General features: G+C 72.6%; 15 protein-coding genes. 2 read left to right on the forward strand and 13 right to left on the reverse strand.

Annotation, left to right across the window (positions count from 1 at the left end):
* Positions 1 to 48: 48 nt before the first annotated feature.
* The 6 genes from TR48_RS09990 to TR48_RS10015 all read right to left on the reverse strand — a co-directional run bounded on the left by TR48_RS09990 (position 49) and on the right by TR48_RS10015 (position 9,377).
* Complete coding sequence (locus tag TR48_RS09990; RefSeq protein WP_161789800.1) at positions 49 to 795, reverse strand: glycoside hydrolase family 16 protein; 747 nt, start codon at positions 793 to 795, stop codon at positions 49 to 51.
* Between the two features lie 166 nt (positions 796 to 961).
* Complete coding sequence (locus tag TR48_RS09995) at positions 962 to 2,752, reverse strand: hypothetical protein (RefSeq protein ID WP_052442540.1); 1,791 nt, start codon at positions 2,750 to 2,752, stop codon at positions 962 to 964.
* Complete coding sequence (locus TR48_RS10000) at positions 2,737 to 3,807, reverse strand: phosphotransferase family protein (RefSeq protein WP_084729131.1); 1,071 nt, start codon at positions 3,805 to 3,807, stop codon at positions 2,737 to 2,739. The genes TR48_RS09995 and TR48_RS10000 overlap by 16 nt, the downstream gene beginning before the upstream one ends.
* Entirely contained in the window at positions 3,804 to 6,743 is a 2,940-nt protein-coding gene (locus TR48_RS10005; protein WP_152627884.1) for a hypothetical protein, read from the reverse strand. The genes TR48_RS10000 and TR48_RS10005 overlap by 4 nt, the downstream gene beginning before the upstream one ends.
* Positions 6,744 to 6,843: 100 nt before the next feature.
* Positions 6,844 to 8,109, reverse strand: a complete 1,266-nt coding sequence (locus TR48_RS10010) for a lipopolysaccharide biosynthesis protein (protein WP_042365640.1) — start codon at positions 8,107 to 8,109, stop codon at positions 6,844 to 6,846.
* Between the two features lie 200 nt (positions 8,110 to 8,309).
* Positions 8,310 to 9,377, reverse strand: coding sequence for a GNAT family N-acetyltransferase (locus TR48_RS10015; RefSeq protein ID WP_042365641.1), 1,068 nt, complete (start codon positions 9,375 to 9,377; stop codon positions 8,310 to 8,312).
* A 131-nt stretch (positions 9,378 to 9,508) separates the two neighbouring features.
* Between TR48_RS10015 and TR48_RS10020 the strand changes: the two genes are divergently transcribed.
* Positions 9,509 to 10,651, forward strand: a complete 1,143-nt coding sequence (locus tag TR48_RS10020) for a GNAT family N-acetyltransferase (RefSeq protein ID WP_042365642.1) — start codon at positions 9,509 to 9,511, stop codon at positions 10,649 to 10,651.
* On the opposite strand, the gene TR48_RS10025 is transcribed toward TR48_RS10020, so the two are convergent.
* From TR48_RS10025 to TR48_RS10045, 5 genes are all read right to left on the reverse strand, one after another.
* A complete protein-coding gene (locus TR48_RS10025) occupies positions 10,638 to 11,657 on the reverse strand; it encodes a TIGR03842 family LLM class F420-dependent oxidoreductase (protein ID WP_042365643.1) in 1,020 nt (339 codons plus the stop codon). The genes TR48_RS10020 and TR48_RS10025 overlap by 14 nt on opposite strands.
* A 43-nt stretch (positions 11,658 to 11,700) precedes the next feature.
* Entirely contained in the window at positions 11,701 to 13,107 is a 1,407-nt protein-coding gene (gene hydA / locus TR48_RS10030; protein ID WP_042365644.1) for a dihydropyrimidinase, read from the reverse strand.
* Positions 13,104 to 14,450 carry an aspartate aminotransferase family protein gene (locus TR48_RS10035; protein ID WP_042365645.1) on the reverse strand — a complete coding sequence of 449 codons (1,347 nt, stop codon included), beginning with the start codon at positions 14,448 to 14,450 and terminating at the stop codon, positions 13,104 to 13,106. Before TR48_RS10035 ends, hydA begins: the two co-directional genes overlap by 4 nt.
* Positions 14,451 to 14,456: 6 nt before the next feature.
* Positions 14,457 to 15,299 (reverse strand): nitrilase-related carbon-nitrogen hydrolase, encoded by an 843-nt coding sequence (locus TR48_RS10040; protein WP_152627897.1) that lies wholly within the window; start codon positions 15,297 to 15,299, stop codon positions 14,457 to 14,459.
* Positions 15,300 to 15,643: 344 nt separating this feature from the next.
* The gene (locus tag TR48_RS10045; protein WP_042365648.1) at positions 15,644 to 16,669 is read right to left on the reverse strand and encodes an ATP-dependent 6-phosphofructokinase; all 1,026 of its coding nucleotides are present in this window, start codon (positions 16,667 to 16,669) and stop codon (positions 15,644 to 15,646) included.
* Between the two features lie 511 nt (positions 16,670 to 17,180).
* Between TR48_RS10045 and TR48_RS10050 the strand changes: the two genes are divergently transcribed.
* A complete protein-coding gene (locus TR48_RS10050; protein ID WP_042365649.1) occupies positions 17,181 to 17,897 on the forward strand; it encodes a helix-turn-helix domain-containing protein in 717 nt (238 codons plus the stop codon).
* Positions 17,898 to 17,932: 35 nt separating this feature from the next.
* On the opposite strand, the gene TR48_RS10055 is transcribed toward TR48_RS10050, so the two are convergent.
* Positions 17,933 to 19,303 (reverse strand): GAF domain-containing protein, encoded by a 1,371-nt coding sequence (locus TR48_RS10055; protein ID WP_152627885.1) that lies wholly within the window; start codon positions 19,301 to 19,303, stop codon positions 17,933 to 17,935.
* 83 nt (positions 19,304 to 19,386) lie between these two features.
* Entirely contained in the window at positions 19,387 to 19,800 is a 414-nt protein-coding gene (locus tag TR48_RS10060) for a pyridoxamine 5'-phosphate oxidase family protein (RefSeq protein ID WP_042365651.1), read from the reverse strand.
* Positions 19,801 to 19,971 lie beyond the last annotated feature (171 nt).

The raw sequence follows: 19,971 nt of genomic DNA on the forward strand, positions 1-19,971 counted from the left end.
CCCGCGACGGTACGGCCCTCCGCCCGCTGAGGCGAGTCGTTTCCCTGCCTAGTGCTGCCACACCCGCACCCACTGCACCTGCATCTGGGCCTGGTTGACGCCGGACGGGGGCGCGTAGGGGTACCCGACAGCCAGGTTGAGGATCATTTCCATAGGAAGGCTGGGAATCTCCGCGGGGTTGGATATCTTCCAGCGGGCGATGCCGTCGACGTACCAGGTAACCGAGTTCGGCTCCCAGTCCACCGCGAAGACGTGGAAACCGGCCGGGAAGTTGACCGGGCCGAACCAGCTCTGGCGCTGCTTGGGCGTGCCGTCAGGAAGCTGCCAGTGGAGCGTGTTCTGCACCAATTGGGTGGTGCCGCTGAACTCGGCGATGTCGATCTCCTGGGGGACATCGTGCTGGGCCGGGAGCAGCCAGAAGGCGGGGAACATGCCCTTCTGCGAAGGGATGCGGATCGCTGCGGCGAAGTAGCCGTGCAGGAAGGTCTGCCGGGGCTGCCCGTCCCAGTTGTCGCGCCCGGTGGTGACCATGCCGGAGGCCCACGGATAGGTCTTGCCATCACTGCCCTTCGTCGGCGTACGGGTGGCGTCCAGATGCAGCGTTCCTCCGGAGACGGAGACCTGACCGGGGAGGTACCACTCCAGTTCGTGGTTGCCCGCGTTGGTGCAGCCGGAGACGTTCCAGTCGTAGCAGGTGGCCCAACTCGCATTGTCGAGCGAGCCGCCGCCGAAGTCGTCGGAGAACACAAGATGCCAGGAACCGCCCGCCCCGGCGGCCGGTGCCGGCGTGCTCACAGAGGGATCGGCCGTCCCGGTGGACGGCCTCCCTGCAGCGGCGGAGCCGGTGCCCGGCGACGTGGCCCCGCACGCCGCACTCACCCAGAGGACGAGCAGGCACGTCGCCATCCGGGTCCATGCCATCGGACCGGTCCGCCGTGTCACACGCATCCCGGCCACCTCCTCACGCCGCGAAGCGGTACACCGACGCGTCGGCATTTTGGTACACCAGTGTGAATCCAGGGGTGGTCGCCAGGGCATCCGCCAGTCGGGCGACCGTGTCGCCGGGCAGCTCGCCGGTCAACCGGAGCTCCCAGGTCTGCGCACGGCTGAGGATCAGGTACACGGGAGTACCCGGCTTCACGAAACCGACGCTCTCGCGCAGACCCGCCACCGGGTCGGCGACCAGCAACTCCTGGGTGACGCCCGGGGCCGAGACCAGGCGTACCTCGGGGTGCTCCTCGTAACGCTCGTCGATGCCGGGCACGGACCCGGTCACGCCGACGATCACCGCCCCCGGCGGCGCCTCCTGGATCATCCGTTGCGTGGCGGCGACTTCACCGGGGGTGTAGTAGTTCATGGCCTCCTTGCCGTAGTAGCTGAAGAACAGCCCACCCAGCATGGCGAGCAGCATCGCGGGAAGCGCGGCTTTGCGCAGCACTTGCCACCGCGCAGGGGCGGGTTCCGGCGGGACCTTGAGGCGCGGTCTCAACAGCACGCCGATGAGAAACGCCGCGTAAGGAAGCGAGAACAGATAGGCGCGGAAGAGCATCTCACCGCCGTAGGCGTTCGCGGCGAGGAGCGGCAGGGGCGAGAAGAACAGCCAGACGACCGGCGTGCGGCGGGTCCAGGGCCTGAGCACCAGGCAGGCGACGCCCAGCAGGAACACCCCGGCGGACAGACCGCGGTCCACCCAGCCGACCAGCACCTGTTCGGGAGCGGCGGTGCCCAGGCTGCGGAATCCGGAGGCCACGTTCCCGTCAGGGCTGGCCAGCGAGGAGACGAACGATCCGAGGTTCGCCGAGAGATAGGGGCGCGCCACGGTCGCGCCCCAGGCAGCCGTGAGCGCCATGGAGCCGAGGAGCGGCGGAAGCACCACGCGCCGGTTGCGCCGTGGCACCGCCAGCAGCGCGAGGCTGCTGATCACCATCAGCGGGGTGAGCTGGTGCGAGCAGACGATCGCAGCGTCGAGCAGCAGCACGACGGCCAGCGACCACCCCCAACGTCTGCCGCGGGCGGGACGGTCGGGCGGGTAGCCGGGGCCGGGCTCACCCGGCGCTCTCGCCAGGGCGGGGAGCCTGCGCAGCACGAGCGCCATCAGCCAGGCGTAACAGATGAACGCGAACGCCTGAGGCGCGAAGTAGTCCTGACCGACCCAGGAGGTGGAGTAGTAGACCCAGACCGCCGCCCAGACTACCCGTCTGTCCGTCGTGATCGAGCGGTACAGCCACAGCAGCGGCACCAGCACCAGGGCGTTGACGAACGGCGGCGCCCACGCCGCGTAGGAAACCGGGGACGACAGGCCCAGGACCTTGAGCACGCCGACATTGAGCAGGAAGAACCCAGGCCACTGGTTGTAGATCTCCAGATCCCCGGCGTGCGGCACCAACCCGTTGTGCCGCAGCATCGCGTCGACGATGGCGACGTGCTTCCAGGCCCAGGCGTAGCGCAGGGTCGGGTAGAGCAGCGACGGCGTCGCGTGGATGAACGCGATGAGCGCGAGCACGTAGCCGGCCAGCCAGCCCTGCCCGAGGCGGGGATCGCGGAGCGTGAAGACGAAGCCGACGGTCAGCAGGACGACGGCGACCCAGTACAGCGGCGTCAGGACCTGGAGCAGGCCGAGGTCGCCCATGCCGGTCAGGTCGACCTGACGCAGCGACACCAGCCACAGCACCAGCGCGGTGGGCAGCGGCGCGCAGGGCGCGTACCGCCGCAGCCCCACGCCCACCGCGCTCACGCTCACCGCCCCGGCCATCGCACCGCCTCCGCGAGCACCGGCGCGACCGCGCGGCGGTACCAGATCCGGCTGCGCCCGTAGCGCGGCGACTTCGAGACGTTGGCGGCGACGTGCCAGAGCCAGGCCAGCAGCATCGACTCCGGATCGGCGCCGCCGTCCGAGCCCGGCGGCCGGGCCGAGGCCAGAAGAGTTGCGTCGTCGGGGGTGAGCGCGCCTGCGCGCAGGATGGACGCGACGAGCGGGCCGAGGGCGGCCCCGGTCCGCAGGCAGCGGAGCATCAGCACGAAGGTGCAGGCGTCGACGGCCACCGGGCCGTCCTCGCGGCCCTCTCCCCAGTCGATGACGCCGGTCACGCGGCTCGACCGCTCGTCCAGCAGCAGGTTCCCCGGGTGGTAGTCGCCGTGGGCCCAGCCGACGGCGAGCGTGCGCCCGTCCAGGTAGGCGGCGAGCCGCTCGCCCACGGCGGTCAGCCCGGCGGCGTTCGCGCCGGCGCGGCACCACGGGACGCGGTCGCGCACGACGGCCAGCGGCTCGGTCACCCACGCCTTGGTCCGCCCCGCGCTGGGCTCGGGCCGCACGGAGGCGCGGCCGAAGACGGCGAGCGTGGACAGGGCCAGGCGCGCGACGCGGTCGACGGTGTCGGGGTCGGCATCGGACAGGACGGCTTCGGCGTCCCGGCCGGGCAGCAGGCTCTGGGTGATCAGCGGCAGCGGCGCGTCCAGACGACGGTCGAGCGGAACGGGGATCAGGTGCCGCCACGCGCCCAGCCGCTCGTCGTGCCGGAGGCGCGTCAGCACCTCCCATTCCCGGGCGAGCGCGGCGGCGGCAGGGGCGCTGTGGGCGTGCTTCAGCACGACGCCGCCCCGGCCCGGCTGGTCGAGCTGCAGGACGAGCACGTCGGCGAGGCCGTTGCCGCGACGCCGGGCGGCGGGCGGATCGTCCGGCCGGTACGCCCGGGCGAGTCGGCGCGTGAGGCGTCGTTCGGCCGGTCCCCGCAGCACCGCCGGGCGGCGGACGGGCAGCCACCCGCGCAGCTGATCCCCGAGCGTCACCATCTGCCCTTCGTCGCTCATCGGGCCTCGCCCCCGTCCCTCGCGTGCGTCCCGCGCCGGTGCGCCGAGGGGCCGCGCGCCGTCGGGCGATGCCGGTCCGGGCCGTGCCGGTCCAAGCCGTGCCAGTCCAGACCGTGCGTCGACAGGCCGTGCGCCGCCAGGCCGTGCGTCTGCAGTTCGTGCGCGGCCGTCAGGTCCGCGTTCTCCAGCGCCAGCCGGGCGAGGCGCGTCAGGGCTCCGCGACGGCCCGCCTCGGGGAGCGCGAGGACCGCGAGCACGGCTCGCGTCTCGTGCGGCAGCGAGGGCGGACGGCAGACGGGACAGCGTCCGGGGCGGTGGCCGAGGAGCGCGGCGACCGCGTCGGCCAGGCCGGACTGGTAGGCGCCGGAGGTGACGTGGATGCCGGTCTCGGCCAACTTCCGCGCGTGCGCGGGCACCGCCGCGTTGCGCGCCCAGCGCAGCAGCGGCAGGTCGGCGGGGCCGTCGCCGACGGCCAGCACGGGCGGCTCCGCCGGCTCGCCCATCAACGCGAGCAGCGCTCGCACGCCCTTCGCCTTGTCCGCTCCGCGCGGGACGAAGTCGGTCTGCGCGTCGCCGGGTACGGCGTCGAAAAGACGGCCGAACCGAGGCTCGCTCAGCAGCTCGGCGGTCTCCTGCTCGGGCAGGCCGGTGCGCCGCCCGTCCGGGTGGCGGATCGCGGCGCGCACGCACCAGTGCGACAGCGGGTCGGTCTCGTGGCCGGGCCGCGAGGCGAGCAGGGAGCCCAGCCCGCCGTCACCCCGGCCGCGCCGGGCGTCGTCGAGAGCGACACGGACGCGGCCACTGCCCGCGTCGACGCAGGTGGCTCCGTACTCCCCCACGCCGCCCGCCAGGCCGTAGGCGGCGCAGCGGTCGCGTACCTCCGTGAGCGAGCGGCCGGTGGCCAGCAGCGGCCGGTAGCCGTGGGCGCGCAGGGCGCGCAACGCGGTGACCCCGAGCGGTGAGGCGGCCGGAAAGCCGAGGACGTCGGTCTCCAGCACGCCGTCGACGTCGAGCACGCACCAGCCGCGCGGCTCGGACGCGGGCGGCCGCTCGTCGAGGTCGGCCAGCAGGGCGTCGGCGAGGAACCGCTGCGCGGCTCTGGCCTGCGCGCGTCGTGCGCGGGCCCGCAGCGCCGGGCCGTCCTGCCCGTCCGCGCCGGGCGTGAGCCGAACGGTGTTGCGGGCCTGGACCAGCTGGAACAGGAACCAGCGCGCCGGGTCGACGCGACGGCCGGTCAGCTCGGCGTAGTGGCGCAGCAGTTCCCGTTCGGCCTCGTCGTCCGGCGGCCCGTGGGCGACCGCTCCGGCCAGGTCGTAGACGGCGTCGTAGCAGGCCAGGTCGAGGCTGGCGAAGCCGCCCTCGGCCCAGTCCAGCTTGCGGCGGGCTCCGGCGGGGTCGGTCGCCCAGTGCTCGGGAGCGGTGCGGCCGTCGACGAGGCAGGGCCGGGGCGCCGACGCGAGCAGGCACCGTGTCAGCGGCTGGACGAGCGCGGGCCGCAGCAGCACCGCGGCCCGGCCGAGCGCGGGCGCCAGAGTGCGGGCGGCGGACTCCCAGACGGGGTCGCGTCCGCCGAGCCGTCCGCTGCGGTCCTCGTGCAGCGGCAGCCGGCGCTCGCGCTCGGCGAGGTAGACGGCGACCTCGCGCGGTGTGACGGGCTGCCGCGCACCACCGGACGGGTCGCCCGGGTCGGACCGACCACCGTTCGGACGGTCGCTGAGCAGCACGCCGTCGGCGAAGCCGCGGACGCGGGGGACGAAGCCGTCGAGGGCGGCGGCCGTGGCGGGGGCGAGGCGTCCGAAGCGGCCGACGCCCGTCCACTCGGCGCACAGGGCGAGCTCCTCGCGCGCGCCGTCGGGGTGTGCGACGACCGCGGTGAGGGGCACGGACAGGTGTCCGCCGCGCGCGACGGGCCCGGGCTCGGCCGCCCGAACGCCGAGCACCCGGACGTCCCCCAGCAGCCGCGGAACCAGCCCCGCGAGCGCGCGCGGCGCGAGCAGGGCCGGCACGTGCCAGGCGGATCCGGGCAGCGTCACGCAGTCGAGGCGGGCCAGCCGGTCGGGGACGAGGGCCGGGTCGCCGAAGCAGGCGAAGACGGGGACGATCGCGGGCGCGGGGACTCCCGCGCGCTCCAGCGCGGCCGCCACGTCGGCGAGTGCGCCGCCGGTGACCGGCGGGTCGTCCACCAGCAGCACGCGCGCGGCGGACGCCGCTCCGCGCGGCGGCGGCACACCGGGACGGGTCGTGGCCACGGCCACGCGGCGGTACCCGAGGCCCCGCAGGGCCGCGGCCAGCAACGGCGCGAGGTAGCTGCCGGAGGTCCGCACGCCGAGCACCAGCAGCGGCGGCTCACGGGCCGGGTAGACCAGGGCGAAGCGGCGGGCCAGTTCGGCCATGTCCTCCGGGTGCTGGTCGAAACTGCGGAAGCACGCCGGCGGCCGGAGCAGCTCCCGTCCGACCAGCTGCGCGACGCGTCCGGGTCCGGCCAGCACGCGCCCGGCGGTGACGGGTCCGGGGTCGTGCCCCAGGGCCAGGCCGGCGAGCGTCACCGTCACGCGCGTCGCCTCGGCCGCCCAGGCGCGCAGCGCCCGGGTCGGCGGGGCGGCGCGGTACCCCGCGCCGACGGCGTCGAGCGCGCGGGAGGCGAGGCGCAGCGCGGGACGGACCCCGGGACCGTCGCCGCTGTGACGGGCCAGGTGGACGAGCAGGCGGCGCGGCGGCCAGGTGACGCCGTCGATGCGGTCCTCGACGATCTGCGAGGCCCCCGCCGCCCACAGGAACGCGTCCAGCCACTCGTCCGCCGCGAGCGCCGAGCACAGCCCGGCCAGCGCCTCGTCCAGGGTCGCGAACGGGTCGGGCACCGGACCGCCCTCCTGCCCGCGCCCGGCCCGGGCCCCGGCCGCGCCCGTCGGGCTGGCCTCGCTCCTGGTCGGGCTCATCATCGGGCTCCCGGGAAGCCGGTCGGTACGGCGTCCTCCTCCGCAGGCACTCTTCGTTCAAGGGTGCACCCCGTGTTTACGCCGGGCGAGTCGAGCCGGTTCACGTCGGCGGCCGGGGCGTCGGGGCGGGCAGCCACCAGTCGCGCCGCCACAGCAGCACCGCCGCGACCAGGCTCTGCCCGATCAGCCAGGCGGCGCCCGCGCCCGTGATGCCGAGGACCGGGAGCAGCAGCTCCGTCAGTCCGAGCACCAGCAGCGCGAGGCCCGCGAGCACGCCCACCACGACGCGCATCCGGCGCCGCGCCCGCGACAGGGCGACCACGGTCGTGTTGAGCAGGTTCGGCAGCGCGGACAGCGTCAGCAGCCACAGTGCCACCAGGCCGTGCTGGGCGTAGGCGGGGCCGAACAGGCGCAGTGCCCAGGGCGAGACGGCGAGTACCGCCACCACCGCGAGGGCCAGCACCCGGCCCGCGTGTCGCAGCACCCGCCGGTAGTCCTCCAGCCGTGTGACGTCCCGTGCGGATTCCACGATGAGCGAGTAGCCCATGTTGACGCTGAAGGCATAGAGCGCCAGCGGCACCAACCAGGCCAGCGCGAAGTACGCGCTGTCGGCGGCGCCGAGCCGGTTGAGCACGATCACGGGCGGCAGGTTGACGGCGGCCAGCCAGCACATCGCGCCCACGTAGTCGGCCGCGACGTAGCCGAGCGTGAGCCCGGAGGTGTCCGCGGCCGGCTGCGGCGCAGCGCGTTCGTGACGGGGCAGAGCCCGCGCGAAGACGAAGAGGTTGGTCAACACAAGCGAGAGCGCGAGACCGACCATCCAGGAGACCAGGATGCCGCTCGCCGTGCCGACTGCGGCGAAGACCGCCAGCAAGCCGATCTTCTCGACCGAGAACAGCCCGTTCTCCAGCGCCACCCAGTCGGCACGGCGCAGGCCGGTGAGGACGCCGTCCTGGAGGTTGAAGATGGCGTAGCCGCCGGTCGCGAGGACGAACCAGAGGCCCAGACTCCAGGTGTGGAGGAAGTCCAGCCCGGGTGAGAGGTGCGGGACCAGCGCCACGAACCCTGCGGCGAGCAGCAGCGTCACCGCGGCGGCGACGAGATAGGCCCGGCCGACCAGCCGTCCGGTGCGCGGACCCGCCGAGGGCACGAAGCGGACCATCGCGTTGGCCAGGTTCAGCTGGCCCACACCGCCGAGGAACATCATCGCGGAGACCGCGGCGGAGTTCCGGCCGACCTCGTCGGGGGTGTACCAGTGGGCGCCCAGCGCCCAGTAGAGCGCGCCGAAGAGCGCGGTCAGCGCGGAACTGAGGGTGAGCAGATGGCCGTTGCGCAGCAGGGGGTCGTATCTGGCAGCTGCCGCCACGAGCGCCCTGCTGCGTGACCGCAGCGAATGCTTCGCGGCGGTCGATGCACTGGCTCCGGTGCTCACCACCGGCGGGCTCCCGTCCTCGGCCCGGATCAGATTCGCCCATTTTATGCCCATAAGGTCACCAATTGGGCAGAACCGGATGCCTGGAGCCCCGGCCCGCCGCCCACCACCTCACGGCACAGTGGCCCGACCGGCTAGGTTGCGCGGGCGCCGCGAAGGTTGGCCAGCATGCGCGCTACGGTCGATTCCGCCCTGCTTCGCAGATTCTCAAGGCGGCCGAGGGGCAGGCGTTCCATGCGGCATTCGAGCACGGTGCGGGGAACGGCGCCCATCGCTTCCTTGTAGGCCTCGAGCGCGGCGACCCCTCCCGACATGCCCATGCTGTAGAAACGGCAACCATGGTCGCAGGCATCCTCGATCGCGGTCCGCTGGAGCAGCAAACCGGCTCGCAGGGACGCGAACTTCTTCACGGAGTAACTGCGGAACGAGACGGCGTGATCCCGGTAGACGAAGGTCATCAACCCCGCCACCGGCTCGCCGTCGTAACGCGCCAGCCACATGCGACATGCCCCTTCCAGGGACTTCGCAAGGGCCTCGAACATCGGCAGAGGCTCCCGATGGCGTGCCAGAGCGGCCGCGAGAGGCCAGGGAACACCCGACTTCTGGGCCCGCTCCGCCGACCATCGCATGTAGACGTCGTAGAAGTCCGGGACCCGCAGACCCGTCAGGTCCCGTTCGATGGTGACACCCGAGCGTTCGGCCTTGCGCACGTTCTTCCGCGTGGAGGCGTGGAACCGCTCACCCCAGACACGGGAAAAGCCTCCGTCCAGATCGAGCACGTGCACGTGGGACCGGATCGCGTCGACGCCGGGCACGAGGCCTTGTTCCCAGCGGTCCGTCACGTCGTGCATCACCGAGATCCGCACCCCGGCCGGTCGTCCGCCGAGCAGGTCGGACAGGACCAGCCTCACGTCGGCCGGTTGCGGCCCACCCGTCGCCAGCAGCCCTCCAGGGCCCATGCGGTGCGGATACGCTGCGTCGAAGGCGATCCCCGGCACAGGACTGCGACGCAGCAAGGGGAGCAGCAGAGAGCGCCCGTCCCCGGTCGTGTAGAGCCGACTGGCATCCCGGGCACCGGTCAGTTCGATCACGGAATCGAACCAGGCCGGGGTCTGGAAGACCGACGAGGCTGGGTCGCTCGCCAGCAGGCTGATCCATTCCGACCTGGGCGCCGGGCTTACAACCTGGTGTTTCGTGGGCACGCAGCCTCCCACAGCAGACAGACAAGCCAGTTTGACCATATGGCATAAGAGGCACATTCGGCGCTAATCAGACATGATCGTACGGGAGTCACCCGGCTTCCCGGCGGGTTCGACCGGAGAGGAGCGAGGGCGTGCCCAGCTTCCACCTCCACGGCACCCCGTCCTGTGCTGTCGAGGTGACCAGTCCTGCGACCCGGGACGTGTGGTGGGACCTGCTTCGCCGCGACGAGCTGGCTCTGGTCACGCAGACCCCGACCTGGCTCGACTGCCTCTGCGACGCCTGGCCGTTCGTGGACGCGAGCCGGCTCTACCGATTCTCCGACGGTGGCCACCTGCTGGTGCCGATGGTGCGGCACCGTGGCCGCCTGCCCGGGCTGTTGGCGGAGGAATCCTGGCCCAGGTGGGGTGTGGGCGGGGCCGTGGGCCTTGACGGCGCTCCGGACGCGGGCCGTGCGCATCTCGTCCTCGCCGACCTGGCCGCGCGGCCCGCGCTGCGCGTCGCGGTTCGGTTCAACCCCCGCACCACTGCCTCGTTCCGGGTCGACTCGGCCGGCTCGGCCTCCTCCGCCGATTCGGCCCCCCTGGCCGGGTCGGTCTGGGAGGCGACGGCGTCAGGAGGGTTCGCGACCGTCGAGCGCACCACCTACCTGCTGGACCTCTCCCCCGGCTTCGACGCGGTGTGGTCGCGCCGCTTCCACCCGTCCGTGCGCCAGGGCGTGCGCCGCGCCGAGCGCGCCGCGGTCGAGGTGACGGTGGACCGCACCGGGCGCCTGGTGCCGCTCTTCCAGCGGCTCCACCGGGAGTCGGTGGCCCGGTGGGCCGAGCAGCAGCACGAGCCGCTCACGCTCGCCCGCTGGCGTCAGCGGCGCGACGAGCCGCCGCGCCTGCTGGAGGCGGTGGCCGAGCGGTTCGGCGAGTCCTGCGCGATCTGGCTGGCGAGCGTCGAGGGACAGCCCGCCGCCGCGATCGTGGTGCTGCGTCACGGCACCCACGCCAAGTACTGGCGCGGGGCCATGGACCGCAGCGTGGCCGGGCCGGTCCACGCCAACCAACTGCTGCACCGGCTCGCCGTCGAGGACGCGTGCGCGGCCGGGTGCCTCGTCTACGACATGGGCGACGCCCGGGCCGGCTCCTCTCTCGCCCGCTTCAAGGAGAACCTCGGCGCACGCCCGGTCCCCTCCCCCGCCTACTACCGCGAGCGGCTGCCGCTCACGGCCTTCGACCGCCGCGCGCGGGCGGCGGTCAAACGGCTCATCGGGTTCAGGGACGCCTGACGGCCGGGATCACCCCCTGCCCGTAGGCGGCGATCACGTCGTCCACGGCGTCGTGCATCGCGTAGACGGCGAACTGGTCCACGCCCAGCGCGCGCAGCCGCTCCAGCTTGGCGACGTGCTGCTCGGCGGTGCCGATCAGGCAGAACCGGTCGACGATCTCGTCCGGGACGAAGGTCGTGTCCGGGTTCCCGGCGCGGCCGTGGTGGCTGTAGTCGTAGCCGTGGCGCTCCTTGATGTAGGCGGTCAGCTCGTCCGGGACCATGCCCGAGTGCTCGCCGTAGCGGGCGACGAGGTCGGCGACGTGGTTGCCGACCATGCCGCCGAACCAGCGGCACTGCTCGCGCGCGTGGGCGAGCTGCTCCTCGCTGCCGTCGGTGACGTAGGCGGGTGCGGCGACGCAGATGGTCACCGCGTCCGGGTCGCGGCCCGCCTCCTCGGCGGCGCGGCGCACGGCCTTGACCATCCACTCCGTCAGGAACTCGTCCGCGAGCTGGAGGATGAAGCCGTCGGCCTGGCGGCCGGTCAGCTCCAGCGCCTTCGGGCCGTAGGCGCCCATCCAGACCGGGAGCTTCGCCCCGGCCCCCACCCACGGGATCCGGATCGCCGTCCCGTCGAGCTCGGCCTCCCTCCCCTCGGCGAGCTCCTTGATGATGTGCATCGCCTGCCCGAGCCGCTCCAGCGAGGCGGGCTTGCGGCCCGCGACGCGCTGCGCGGAGTCGCCGCGGCCGATGCCACAGACAGTGCGGTTGCCGAACATGTCGTTCAGCGTCGCGAACAGGGAGGCGGTGACCTCCCAGGTGCGGGTGACGGGGTTGGTGACCATGGGGCCGACCGTCAGCCGCTCCGTGTTGGCGAGGATCTGGCTGTAGATCACGAACGGCTCCTGCCACAGCACGCAGGAGTCGAAGGTCCAGCCGTAGGTGAACCCGGCCGCCTCCGCGCGCTTCATCCGCTCGACGAGCAGACGGGCCGGAGGGTCGGTCTGGAGCACGAGGCCGATGTCCATGCGGGGCCTTTCAGTGGTGCGGTGCGGGGATGGCTCGCGGGATTCAGTGCAGGTACTGACATGTGGCCCGGGGCACGAAGGTGCCGTGGCCGGCGTGGCCGAGGTACTCGCCGCGGTCGACGACGACCGCACCGCGCGACAGGACCGTGCGGGCGCGGCCGGTGACCTGGCGCCCCTCGTAGGCGGAGTAGTCGACGTTCATGTGGTGGGTGGCGGCCGACATGGTGTAGCGCTCGCGCGGGTCGAAGATGACGATGTCCGCGTCCGCACCGGGCGCGATCGTGCCCTTGCGCGGGTAGAGGCCGAACATCCGGGCGGGCGTCGCGCAGGCCAGCTCGATCCAGCGGCGGCGCGAGATGTGGCCGTCCAGGTGGGCCTGGTGCAGCAGGTCCATCCGGTTCTCCACGCCCGGCAGGCCGTTGGGGATCTTCGAGAAGTCCCCGCGGCCCAGGTCCTTCTGGCCGACGAAGCAGAACGGGCAGTGGTCGGTGGAGACCACCGACAGGTCGTTGGTCCGCAGGCCCCGCCAGAGCGCCGCCTGGTGCTCCTTGGGCCGCAGCGGCGTCGAGCAGACGTACTTGGCGCCCTCGAAGTCCGGCTCGGCCAGGTTGTCCGTCGACAGGAACAGGTACTGCGGGCAGGTCTCGCCGAAGACGTTCAGCCCCAGGTCGCGGGCCTGCGCGAGCTCGGTGACGGCCTGCTCGGCCGAGACGTGCACGACGTAGAGCGGGGAGCCGGCCACCCGGGCGAGCTGGATCGCCCGGTGCGTCGCCTCGGCCTCCAGCAGCTCGCGCCGCACCTCGCCGTGGTAGCGGGGGTCGGTGTGCCCGGCGGCGAGGGCCTGCTCGACCAGGACGTCGATGGCGATCCCGTTCTCCGCGTGCATCATGATCAGCCCGCCGTTCCCGGCGGAGCGCTGCATCGCCCGCAGGATGCGGCCGTCGTCGCTGTAGAAGACGCCAGGGTAGGCCATGAACAGCTTGAAGCTGGTCACGCCCTCCTCGACGAGGAGGTCCATCTCCTTCAGCGACTGCTCGGTGACGTCCGACATGATCATGTGGAAGGCGTAGTCGATCGCGCAGTTGCCCTGCGCCTTCGCGTGCCAGGCGTCCAGGCCCTCGCGCAGGCTGTGGCCGACGCTCTGCACGGCGAAGTCCACGATCGTGGTCGTGCCGCCGAAGGCGGCCGCCCGCGTGCCGGTCTCGAAGGTGTCGGACGCGAAGGTGCCGCCGAAGGGCAGCTCCATGTGCGTGTGCGCGTCCACGCCGCCGGGGATCACGTAGCAGTCGGTGGCGTCGATCGTCGCGTCCGCCTGCCACGCCCGGGCCTCGGGGCTCCCTGTCGCCGCGAGGGCGACCACGCGCTCGCCGTCGATGAGGACGTCGACATGGAGCTCGTCGGCGGCGGTGATCACCAGCCCGTTGCGGATGACGGTCCGTCCGTGCGTCACAGCGCCTCCTCGATCGCCCACAGTTCCTTCTGCGCCCGGTCGAGCGCCTGCACCAGCAGTTCCGCGCCCTGCTCCGCCTCGTCGACGGTCAGCGACAGCGGCGGGGCGATGCGCAGCGCGTTGCCGAGCGGGCCGCCCTTGCCGATGAGCAGGCCCAGGTCGCGCGCGTGTTCCAGGGCCATCGCCGCGGCGGCCGCGCTCGGCTCGCCCGCGCGGTCCACCAGTTCGATGCCGAGCATCAGTCCGCGCCCGCGCACCTCGCGGACGACGGGCAGGTGCCGCGCCCCGGCCTCCACCCGCTCGCGCAGCACCGCCCCGACGCGCCGGGCGTTGCCCTGCAGGTCGTGCTCCAGCAGGTGCCGCAGGTTGGCCAGGGCCCCGGCCGTGGTGACGGGGCTGCCGCCGAAGGTGGAGATGGAGTTGGCGCCCAGGGAGTCCATCAGCTCGGCGCGGGCCACCACACCGCCGATGGACAGGCCGTTGCCGAGCCCCTTGGCGAAGGTCAGCGCGTCGGGCGGCCCGGCGTCCGCGTGGGCCTGCCAGCCCCAGAAGTGGTCGCCGGTGCGGCCCCAGCCGGTCTGCACCTCGTCGCTGATCCACAGGATCCCGTGCCGGTCCAGCACCCGCTTGAACGCGGCGAACAGCCCGTCCGGCCCGGAGGTGAACCCGCCGACCCCCTGGATCGGCTCGGCGATCAGCGCGGCGACGGGGCCGCCGACCTGCCCGAGCATGTCCTCCAGGTCGGCCGTGCAGGCCTCGACGAACGCGGCGTCGTCCAGGTGCGCGAACGGGCCGCGCGTCCGGATCGAGCCGTGCACGTAGAGCGTCTGCAGCGGCGAGAGGCTGGTCGGCGACCAGGAGCTGTTGCCCGTGATGCCGATGGTGGAGAAGGACCGCCCGTGGTAGCTGTTGCGCACGGCCAGCACTTGGTTCGAGCGGCGGTAGCCGGTGGCGAGCAGCAGCGCCGCGTCGTTGGCCTCGGTCCCCGAGGTGGTGAAGAAGACCTTGGCGTCGGGGATGCCGGACAGCTCGGCGATCCGCTCGGCCAGCTCGACCATGGGCGAGGAGAGGTACAGCGTCGAGGTGTGCAGGATCCGCCCGGCCTGGTCGGCGACGGCCTTGGTCACCTCGGGCAGCGCGTGGGCGGTCATCGTGGTGAGGATGCCGCCGAAGAAGTCCAGGTAGCGGCGGCCGTCGGAGGCGTAGACGTGCCGGCCCTCGCCGTGCGTGAGCTCCAGCGGCTCGCGGTAGTACAGCGCCAGCCAGGACGGGGTGACCGCCCGGTGCCGGTCGAGCAGGCTCTTTGCCTCGTGGTTCGTGCTGTCGGTCTCGTCGTAGGGCATCGGCGGTCAGGCCTCCGTCAGCGGACCGTAGGCGTCGGGGCGCCGGTCGCGGTAGAAGGCCCACTGGTTGCGGACCTCCTGGATCAGCCCGAGGTCGAGGTCGCGGACCACCAGCTCCTCCTCCTTGTCGGAGGCGACCTCACCGACGAACTGCCCGCGCGGGTCCACGAAGTAGCTGGTGCCGTAGAAGTCGTCGTCCCCGTACTCCTCCACCCCGACGCGGTTGATCGCCGCGATGAAGTACTCGTTGGCGACGGCCGCTGCCGGCTGCTCCAGCTGCCACAGGTACGCGGAGAGCCCGCGGCTGGTGGCGGAGGGGTTGTAGACGATCTCGGCCCCCGCGAGCCCGAGCGCACGCCAGCCCTCCGGGAAGTGCCGGTCATAGCAGATGTACACCCCGACCCGGCCGACGGCCGTGTCGAACACCGGCCAGCCGAGGTTGCCGGGACGGAAGTAGTACTTCTCCCAGAACCCGTGGACCTGCGGGATGTGGTGCTTGCGGTACTTGCCGAGGTAGCTGCCGTCGGCGTCGATGACGGCGGCGGTGTTGTAGTAGAGGCCCGACTGCTCGACCTCGTACACGGGCACGACCATCACCATGTTCAGCTCGCGCGCGAGCTCGCGCATCCGCGTCACGGTGGGCCCGTCCGGCACGGGCTCGGCCCATCGGTAGTGCTCCGGCTCCTGCACCTGACAGAAGTAGGGGGCGTTGAACACCTCCTGAAACCCGATCACCTGCGCACCCTGCGCGGCCGCGTCCCGCGCGTACCGCTCGTGCACTTCGACCATGGACTCGGTGTCCCCGGTCCACTTCGCCTGCACGAGCGCCGCGCGCACCACGCGTGGCACTCCCTGCATGGCCCCGGACCCTTGCATCGACCTGCTGACGGATTCCGACATGTGCGGCGCCTCGCCTTCAGCGTGGATCTACGTGCGTAGAAGCATGGTCGTTCCCGACCTTGATGGCAATATGTCGGGCATACCACAACCCTGGCGGTTCTTCCCTGCTCAGGGGTGTGTCGCACCCTCCGTGGTCAGCAAAAGGTCAGCATCGGTCGCGGAGGAGTCCCCCAGCATGGCCGCAAAGTCCCTGGCCCACGGCATGGGCAAGTTCAGGAGCCTCGGGCCATACGGGAAGCCGGCGATGACACCTCTCGTCTGCCGGGATGCACTGCGCCCGGGGTCTGACGAGATCAGAGTACGACGCGGGCTTCGGCCCACTGGTCCGGCGGAACGGTCCGCAGCCGGCCCACCATCTCGGCGAGAGGCAGCAGCTCGATCCGGGTCCGGCGCAGCGCGGTGAAGTGTCCGAAGACGCCCGCGTGGGCGGCCTCGACGGCGTGCCACCCGAATCGCGTGGCCAGGACCCGGTCGAGCGCCGTGGGAGCACCTCCGCGCTGCACGTGTCCCAGCACTACCGGCCTCGCCTCCTTGCCCAGCCAGCGCTCGACCTCGGCGGCCAGCCGATGCCCGATCCCGCCGAACCGCTGGTGGCCGTAGACGTCGATGCCGCCGTGGCGGAACTCCATGGTGCCGGGCGCGGGAGTGGCCCCCTCGGCGACGGCCAGCACGGTGAACTTCTTTCCCCGGGCGAAGCGCGCGTCGATGAGGCGGCAGACCTCCTCCATGTCGAAGGGCCGCTCGGGGATCACGATGCCGTGCGCGCCGCCCGCCATCCCGGCGTGCAGCGCGATCCACCCGGTGTGGCGGCCCATCAACTCCACCACCATCACCCGCTGATGCGATTCGGCCGTGGTCTTCAGCCGGTCGACGGCCTCGGTTCCCACCGACACCGCGGTGTCGTGGCCGAAGGTCGCGTCGGTGCCCTCGACATCGTTGTCGATGGTCTTGGGCACCCCGACGACGGGGAGCCCTGCCTGGCTGAACAAATGCGCCGCGGTCAGGGTCCCGTCGCCGCCGATCGCGATCAGGGCGTCGATTCCCAGCCCGGAGGCGAGCTCCGCGCTGCGCTCGACGGCCTCGCGCACCCGCGCTGGTTCGACTCGGGCGGAGCCGAGGACGGTGCCCCCGCGCCCGAGGATGCCGTGCACGTCAGCCAGGCCGAGCGGCCGCACCTCGCCTTCCAGCAGGCCACGGTAGCCGTCCTGGATCCCGACCACGGAGTCGCGGTAGCCGGTGACCGCCCGATGAACCACCGAACGGATCACGGCATTCAGTCCGGGACAGTCGCCGCCGCTGGTAAGGACGCCGATGCGCACGGCTACCGTGCCCGCGGCCTGGCGAGCCAGTGCCCGGTCATCCGGACCTCCCGTTCGGCATCAGCGTCCTCTTGTCGTGCGAAGGCCGGCTGCCGTGACCGTCTCCCGAAAGCCGCCGAACCCGGGGGTGGGCGTCCTCCTCGTCGCCGCTTTCCCCCACCACTGTCCGCCACAACCACGGGCTCCGCGCCCCGGCCGTGCGGAGGCCGGCCGAGGCCGACCCTGGCGAACCTCGGCGGCAGGTCCGTGATCCGGGTGAGCGATGCCGCAGTCGCCCGAGCTCCTGTCCTGGCGCGCCGGCCCGTGGTCCGCGGAAGCGGACGGGGATCGCGTCCCACGCGTGTTGCTGCCGCCGGCTGCCCCTGCGATCCGCGCCGCGCCCCCTGGGCGCACAGGCGCAACCGGCGGGGACCACCGGCGGCCCCGCCAGGCCCGACCGGCCCTGTCGGCAGTGGATCCAACGGGGCGAGGGTGGGTGGAGCAGCAACCCTCGCCGCCCGGGAGGCGGACCATGTCGAACCATGAAACGGCCCGTACCCGGCAACCGCGCGTGGACGACCCCGGCGACGTCGGGCGCCACGTCGCCCGGCGCCGTGAGGAGCTCGGGCTCACGCGTGAGGAGACGGCGGCACGGGCGCAGATGGATCCCCACTACATCGAGTATCTGGAGACCACCGCTGTACCTGTCGACCTCAGCGCACTGATGCGGCTCGCCCACGCTCTGCAGACCTCGGTCGGCGCGCTGCTCGGTGGGGAGAACCTGGCCCCGGGCTCCGCCACGGCAGCCGAGCGGCCCTCCCTGGCGCAGCTCACACCCGACGAGTGCTGGGCCAGGGTGTCGGCCCGGGGCGTCGGCAGGGTGGTGCTCGTGACGCCGGAGGGCCCGGCGGCGCTGCCCGTGAACTACCGGATCGTCGACCGCACGGTGATCTTCCGAACCGGCGAGGAAGGCGTCCTCGCCCACGCGGTCGGACACGAGGTCGGCTTCGAGGTCGACCGGATCGACGACGGTCGCAGCTCCGGCTGGAGCGTGCTGGGCATCGGCGTCGCCGAACGGATCACCGATCCGGAGCAACTGGCCGGCCTCGCCGAACGGATGCAACCGACACCCTGGGCGGGCGGCGATCGGCCGGTGTGGGTGAGCATCCGGCCGAGCCGGCTCTCCGGGCGTGAAGTCCGAACCGGAGAGCCCGACCCCGTGCCCCGGAGCCGTGGTGGAACCCGCTGACTGACTCAGCCGGAACAGACGAACCAGCGGATGATTCAGCGTTCGGGATCGGCGCGGAGATCGAAGACCGTCGTGGTGATGTCCTTGATGACGATGTCGATGCGCTCCACTGCCCGGAGAAGTCGCTGCTGGCGGTCGGGGTCGAGACGGAGCGCGACGCTGTGCAGGTCGAGACCGATGGCGTAGATGTCCCGGATGGTGCGCTCACGCAGGTCGGCACCGATGCGGTCGCGGTCCTGCAGGAGTTTGAGCTCTTCGTCGTCGCTTCGGTGCGCGGCCAGGCGCCTGGCCAGCGCGGCCTGGGTGGCGAAGGCGGCCAGCAGGTCCAGTTCGGTTCGGCCGAAGCGCCGGCGTCCCGCGGCGCGGGCGACGGACAGCGTGCCGACCGGACGCCCCTTGTCACGGAGAGGGACGGCCATAGTGGGTCCCAGGTCGGCGCCGGACGGGGGCGCGCCCGCGGTGCGGGGGCCGGTCCTGGCGTCATCGATCATCTGGGGCTCTCCGATGGTGTAGGCGTGTCCGACGAGCGAGGCGTCCAGAGGTGGGGTCAGGCCGAGCAGGGTGGCGCTGCCGGTCCCGGCGGCGGCACGAACGACCAGTACGTCATCCGCAGGCTCGTGCAGGGTGACCACGGCGGTGTCAGCGTCGGCGACCACCAGCGCCTGCTCGGCGATGTGCTGGAGGGCGTGGTCGCTGTCGGGGTCGCTGAGGATCGCCGCGGTCATCTCGGTGAGGGCGTGCTGCCAGGCTTCCCTCAGTCGGGTCTGCTCCAGCAGCAGGGCGTGGTCGATGGCCATGCCCGCCGCCGACGCCAGAACTTGCAGCAGTTCCTCGTCTTCGGCGGTGAACGGCCCCGGAGAGTGCCCGGAATACGGCTTGTCGGCCAGATACAGGCTCGCCGCGCGTCCGCCGTTTCCGGGGATGGCCAGGGCGAGCAGCGCAACCGCCGGTGGGTCGCCCGCGGCAAGCGTCGTCGCGTCGTCCACACGCGCGAGCTCGTGGTCCGTGAGAAGACCCGCGAGCGCCGGGAGGGCCGCACTGATCCGGGCGCGGCGCCCGGGCTCCGGCGTCCCGGTGTGGATCAGCTTCTCGTGGACCGGGCCGAGGGAGCCGTCCGGCACCAGGGCGACCCAGGCCGCGCCGGTCAGGTCGTGCGCCGAGGTGACCAGTTGACTCAGCACCTCGGCCAGGTCGCTCTCGCTGGTCACGGTCATGACCGCGCGCAGCAACGCGCGGACCCGGCCCTGGGTGCGCTGCACCTCCTGCGCCGTCGCGAGGAGGCTGTCCACTAACTGGTCGAGCTCCAGCCGGGCGGGGTCGGGGAAGCGCAGGTGCCAGGGACGCGACCCAGGCGTGTCCCTGGCCGGTGGGTCCGGCCCCTCGGATGGATTGGTGGACGCAGGCATGCTCGCGCTCCCGGCGGACGTCGTGCGTCACCAGTATCGCGCCGAACACGGGCACGTGACCGCTCGGATTGCGTCACGTGTGGTCAGCCCGGCAGGAGACGGTAGCGGCGGCCGTGCACGACCGCGGGCGTCAGCCGCAGGACCCGCTCGTCCGCGCCCGGATGCCAGCGCCCCTCGGACGCAGCCGCGGACAGGCGCCCGATCTCCGCCGGATCGCGGATGCGCTCGACGTGTCCGGTGACCGCGACGCTCTCGGTGCACCGGCCCCGCGGATCGGGCCTGTCGGCCTGGAAGACGACGACGTCGCCGTCGCCCAAGTGGTCCAGGCGTCGGTCCCCGCCGTCGCCGATCACCAGACCGTCCGGGTCCAGCAGGCAGGAGACGGGGACGACGACGGGAAGCGCCTGCTCGGTGAAGACCAACCGCCCGTAGGGGCAGGCCGCCAGTAGGGCCAGGCACTGCGCGTGGTCCAGCAAGGGCGTGCCGGTTATGCTCACAAGCTCCAGTCTCACTGTCACCCCGGCGCAACCGCTTGGGCCGGTCGGCCCCTGACACTCGACCAACCGTCCGTTCGCCCCCATGCCACGGCGCCGTACCGAGGCCCTGTCGACCGGCGCCAGACCGAGGCGGGTCCGTATCCTCCAGGCCGTACGGCCGGAGCCGGACCC

This window comes from Streptacidiphilus neutrinimicus, assembly GCF_000787815.1.
Taxonomy (GTDB): domain Bacteria; phylum Actinomycetota; class Actinomycetes; order Streptomycetales; family Streptomycetaceae; genus Streptacidiphilus; species Streptacidiphilus neutrinimicus.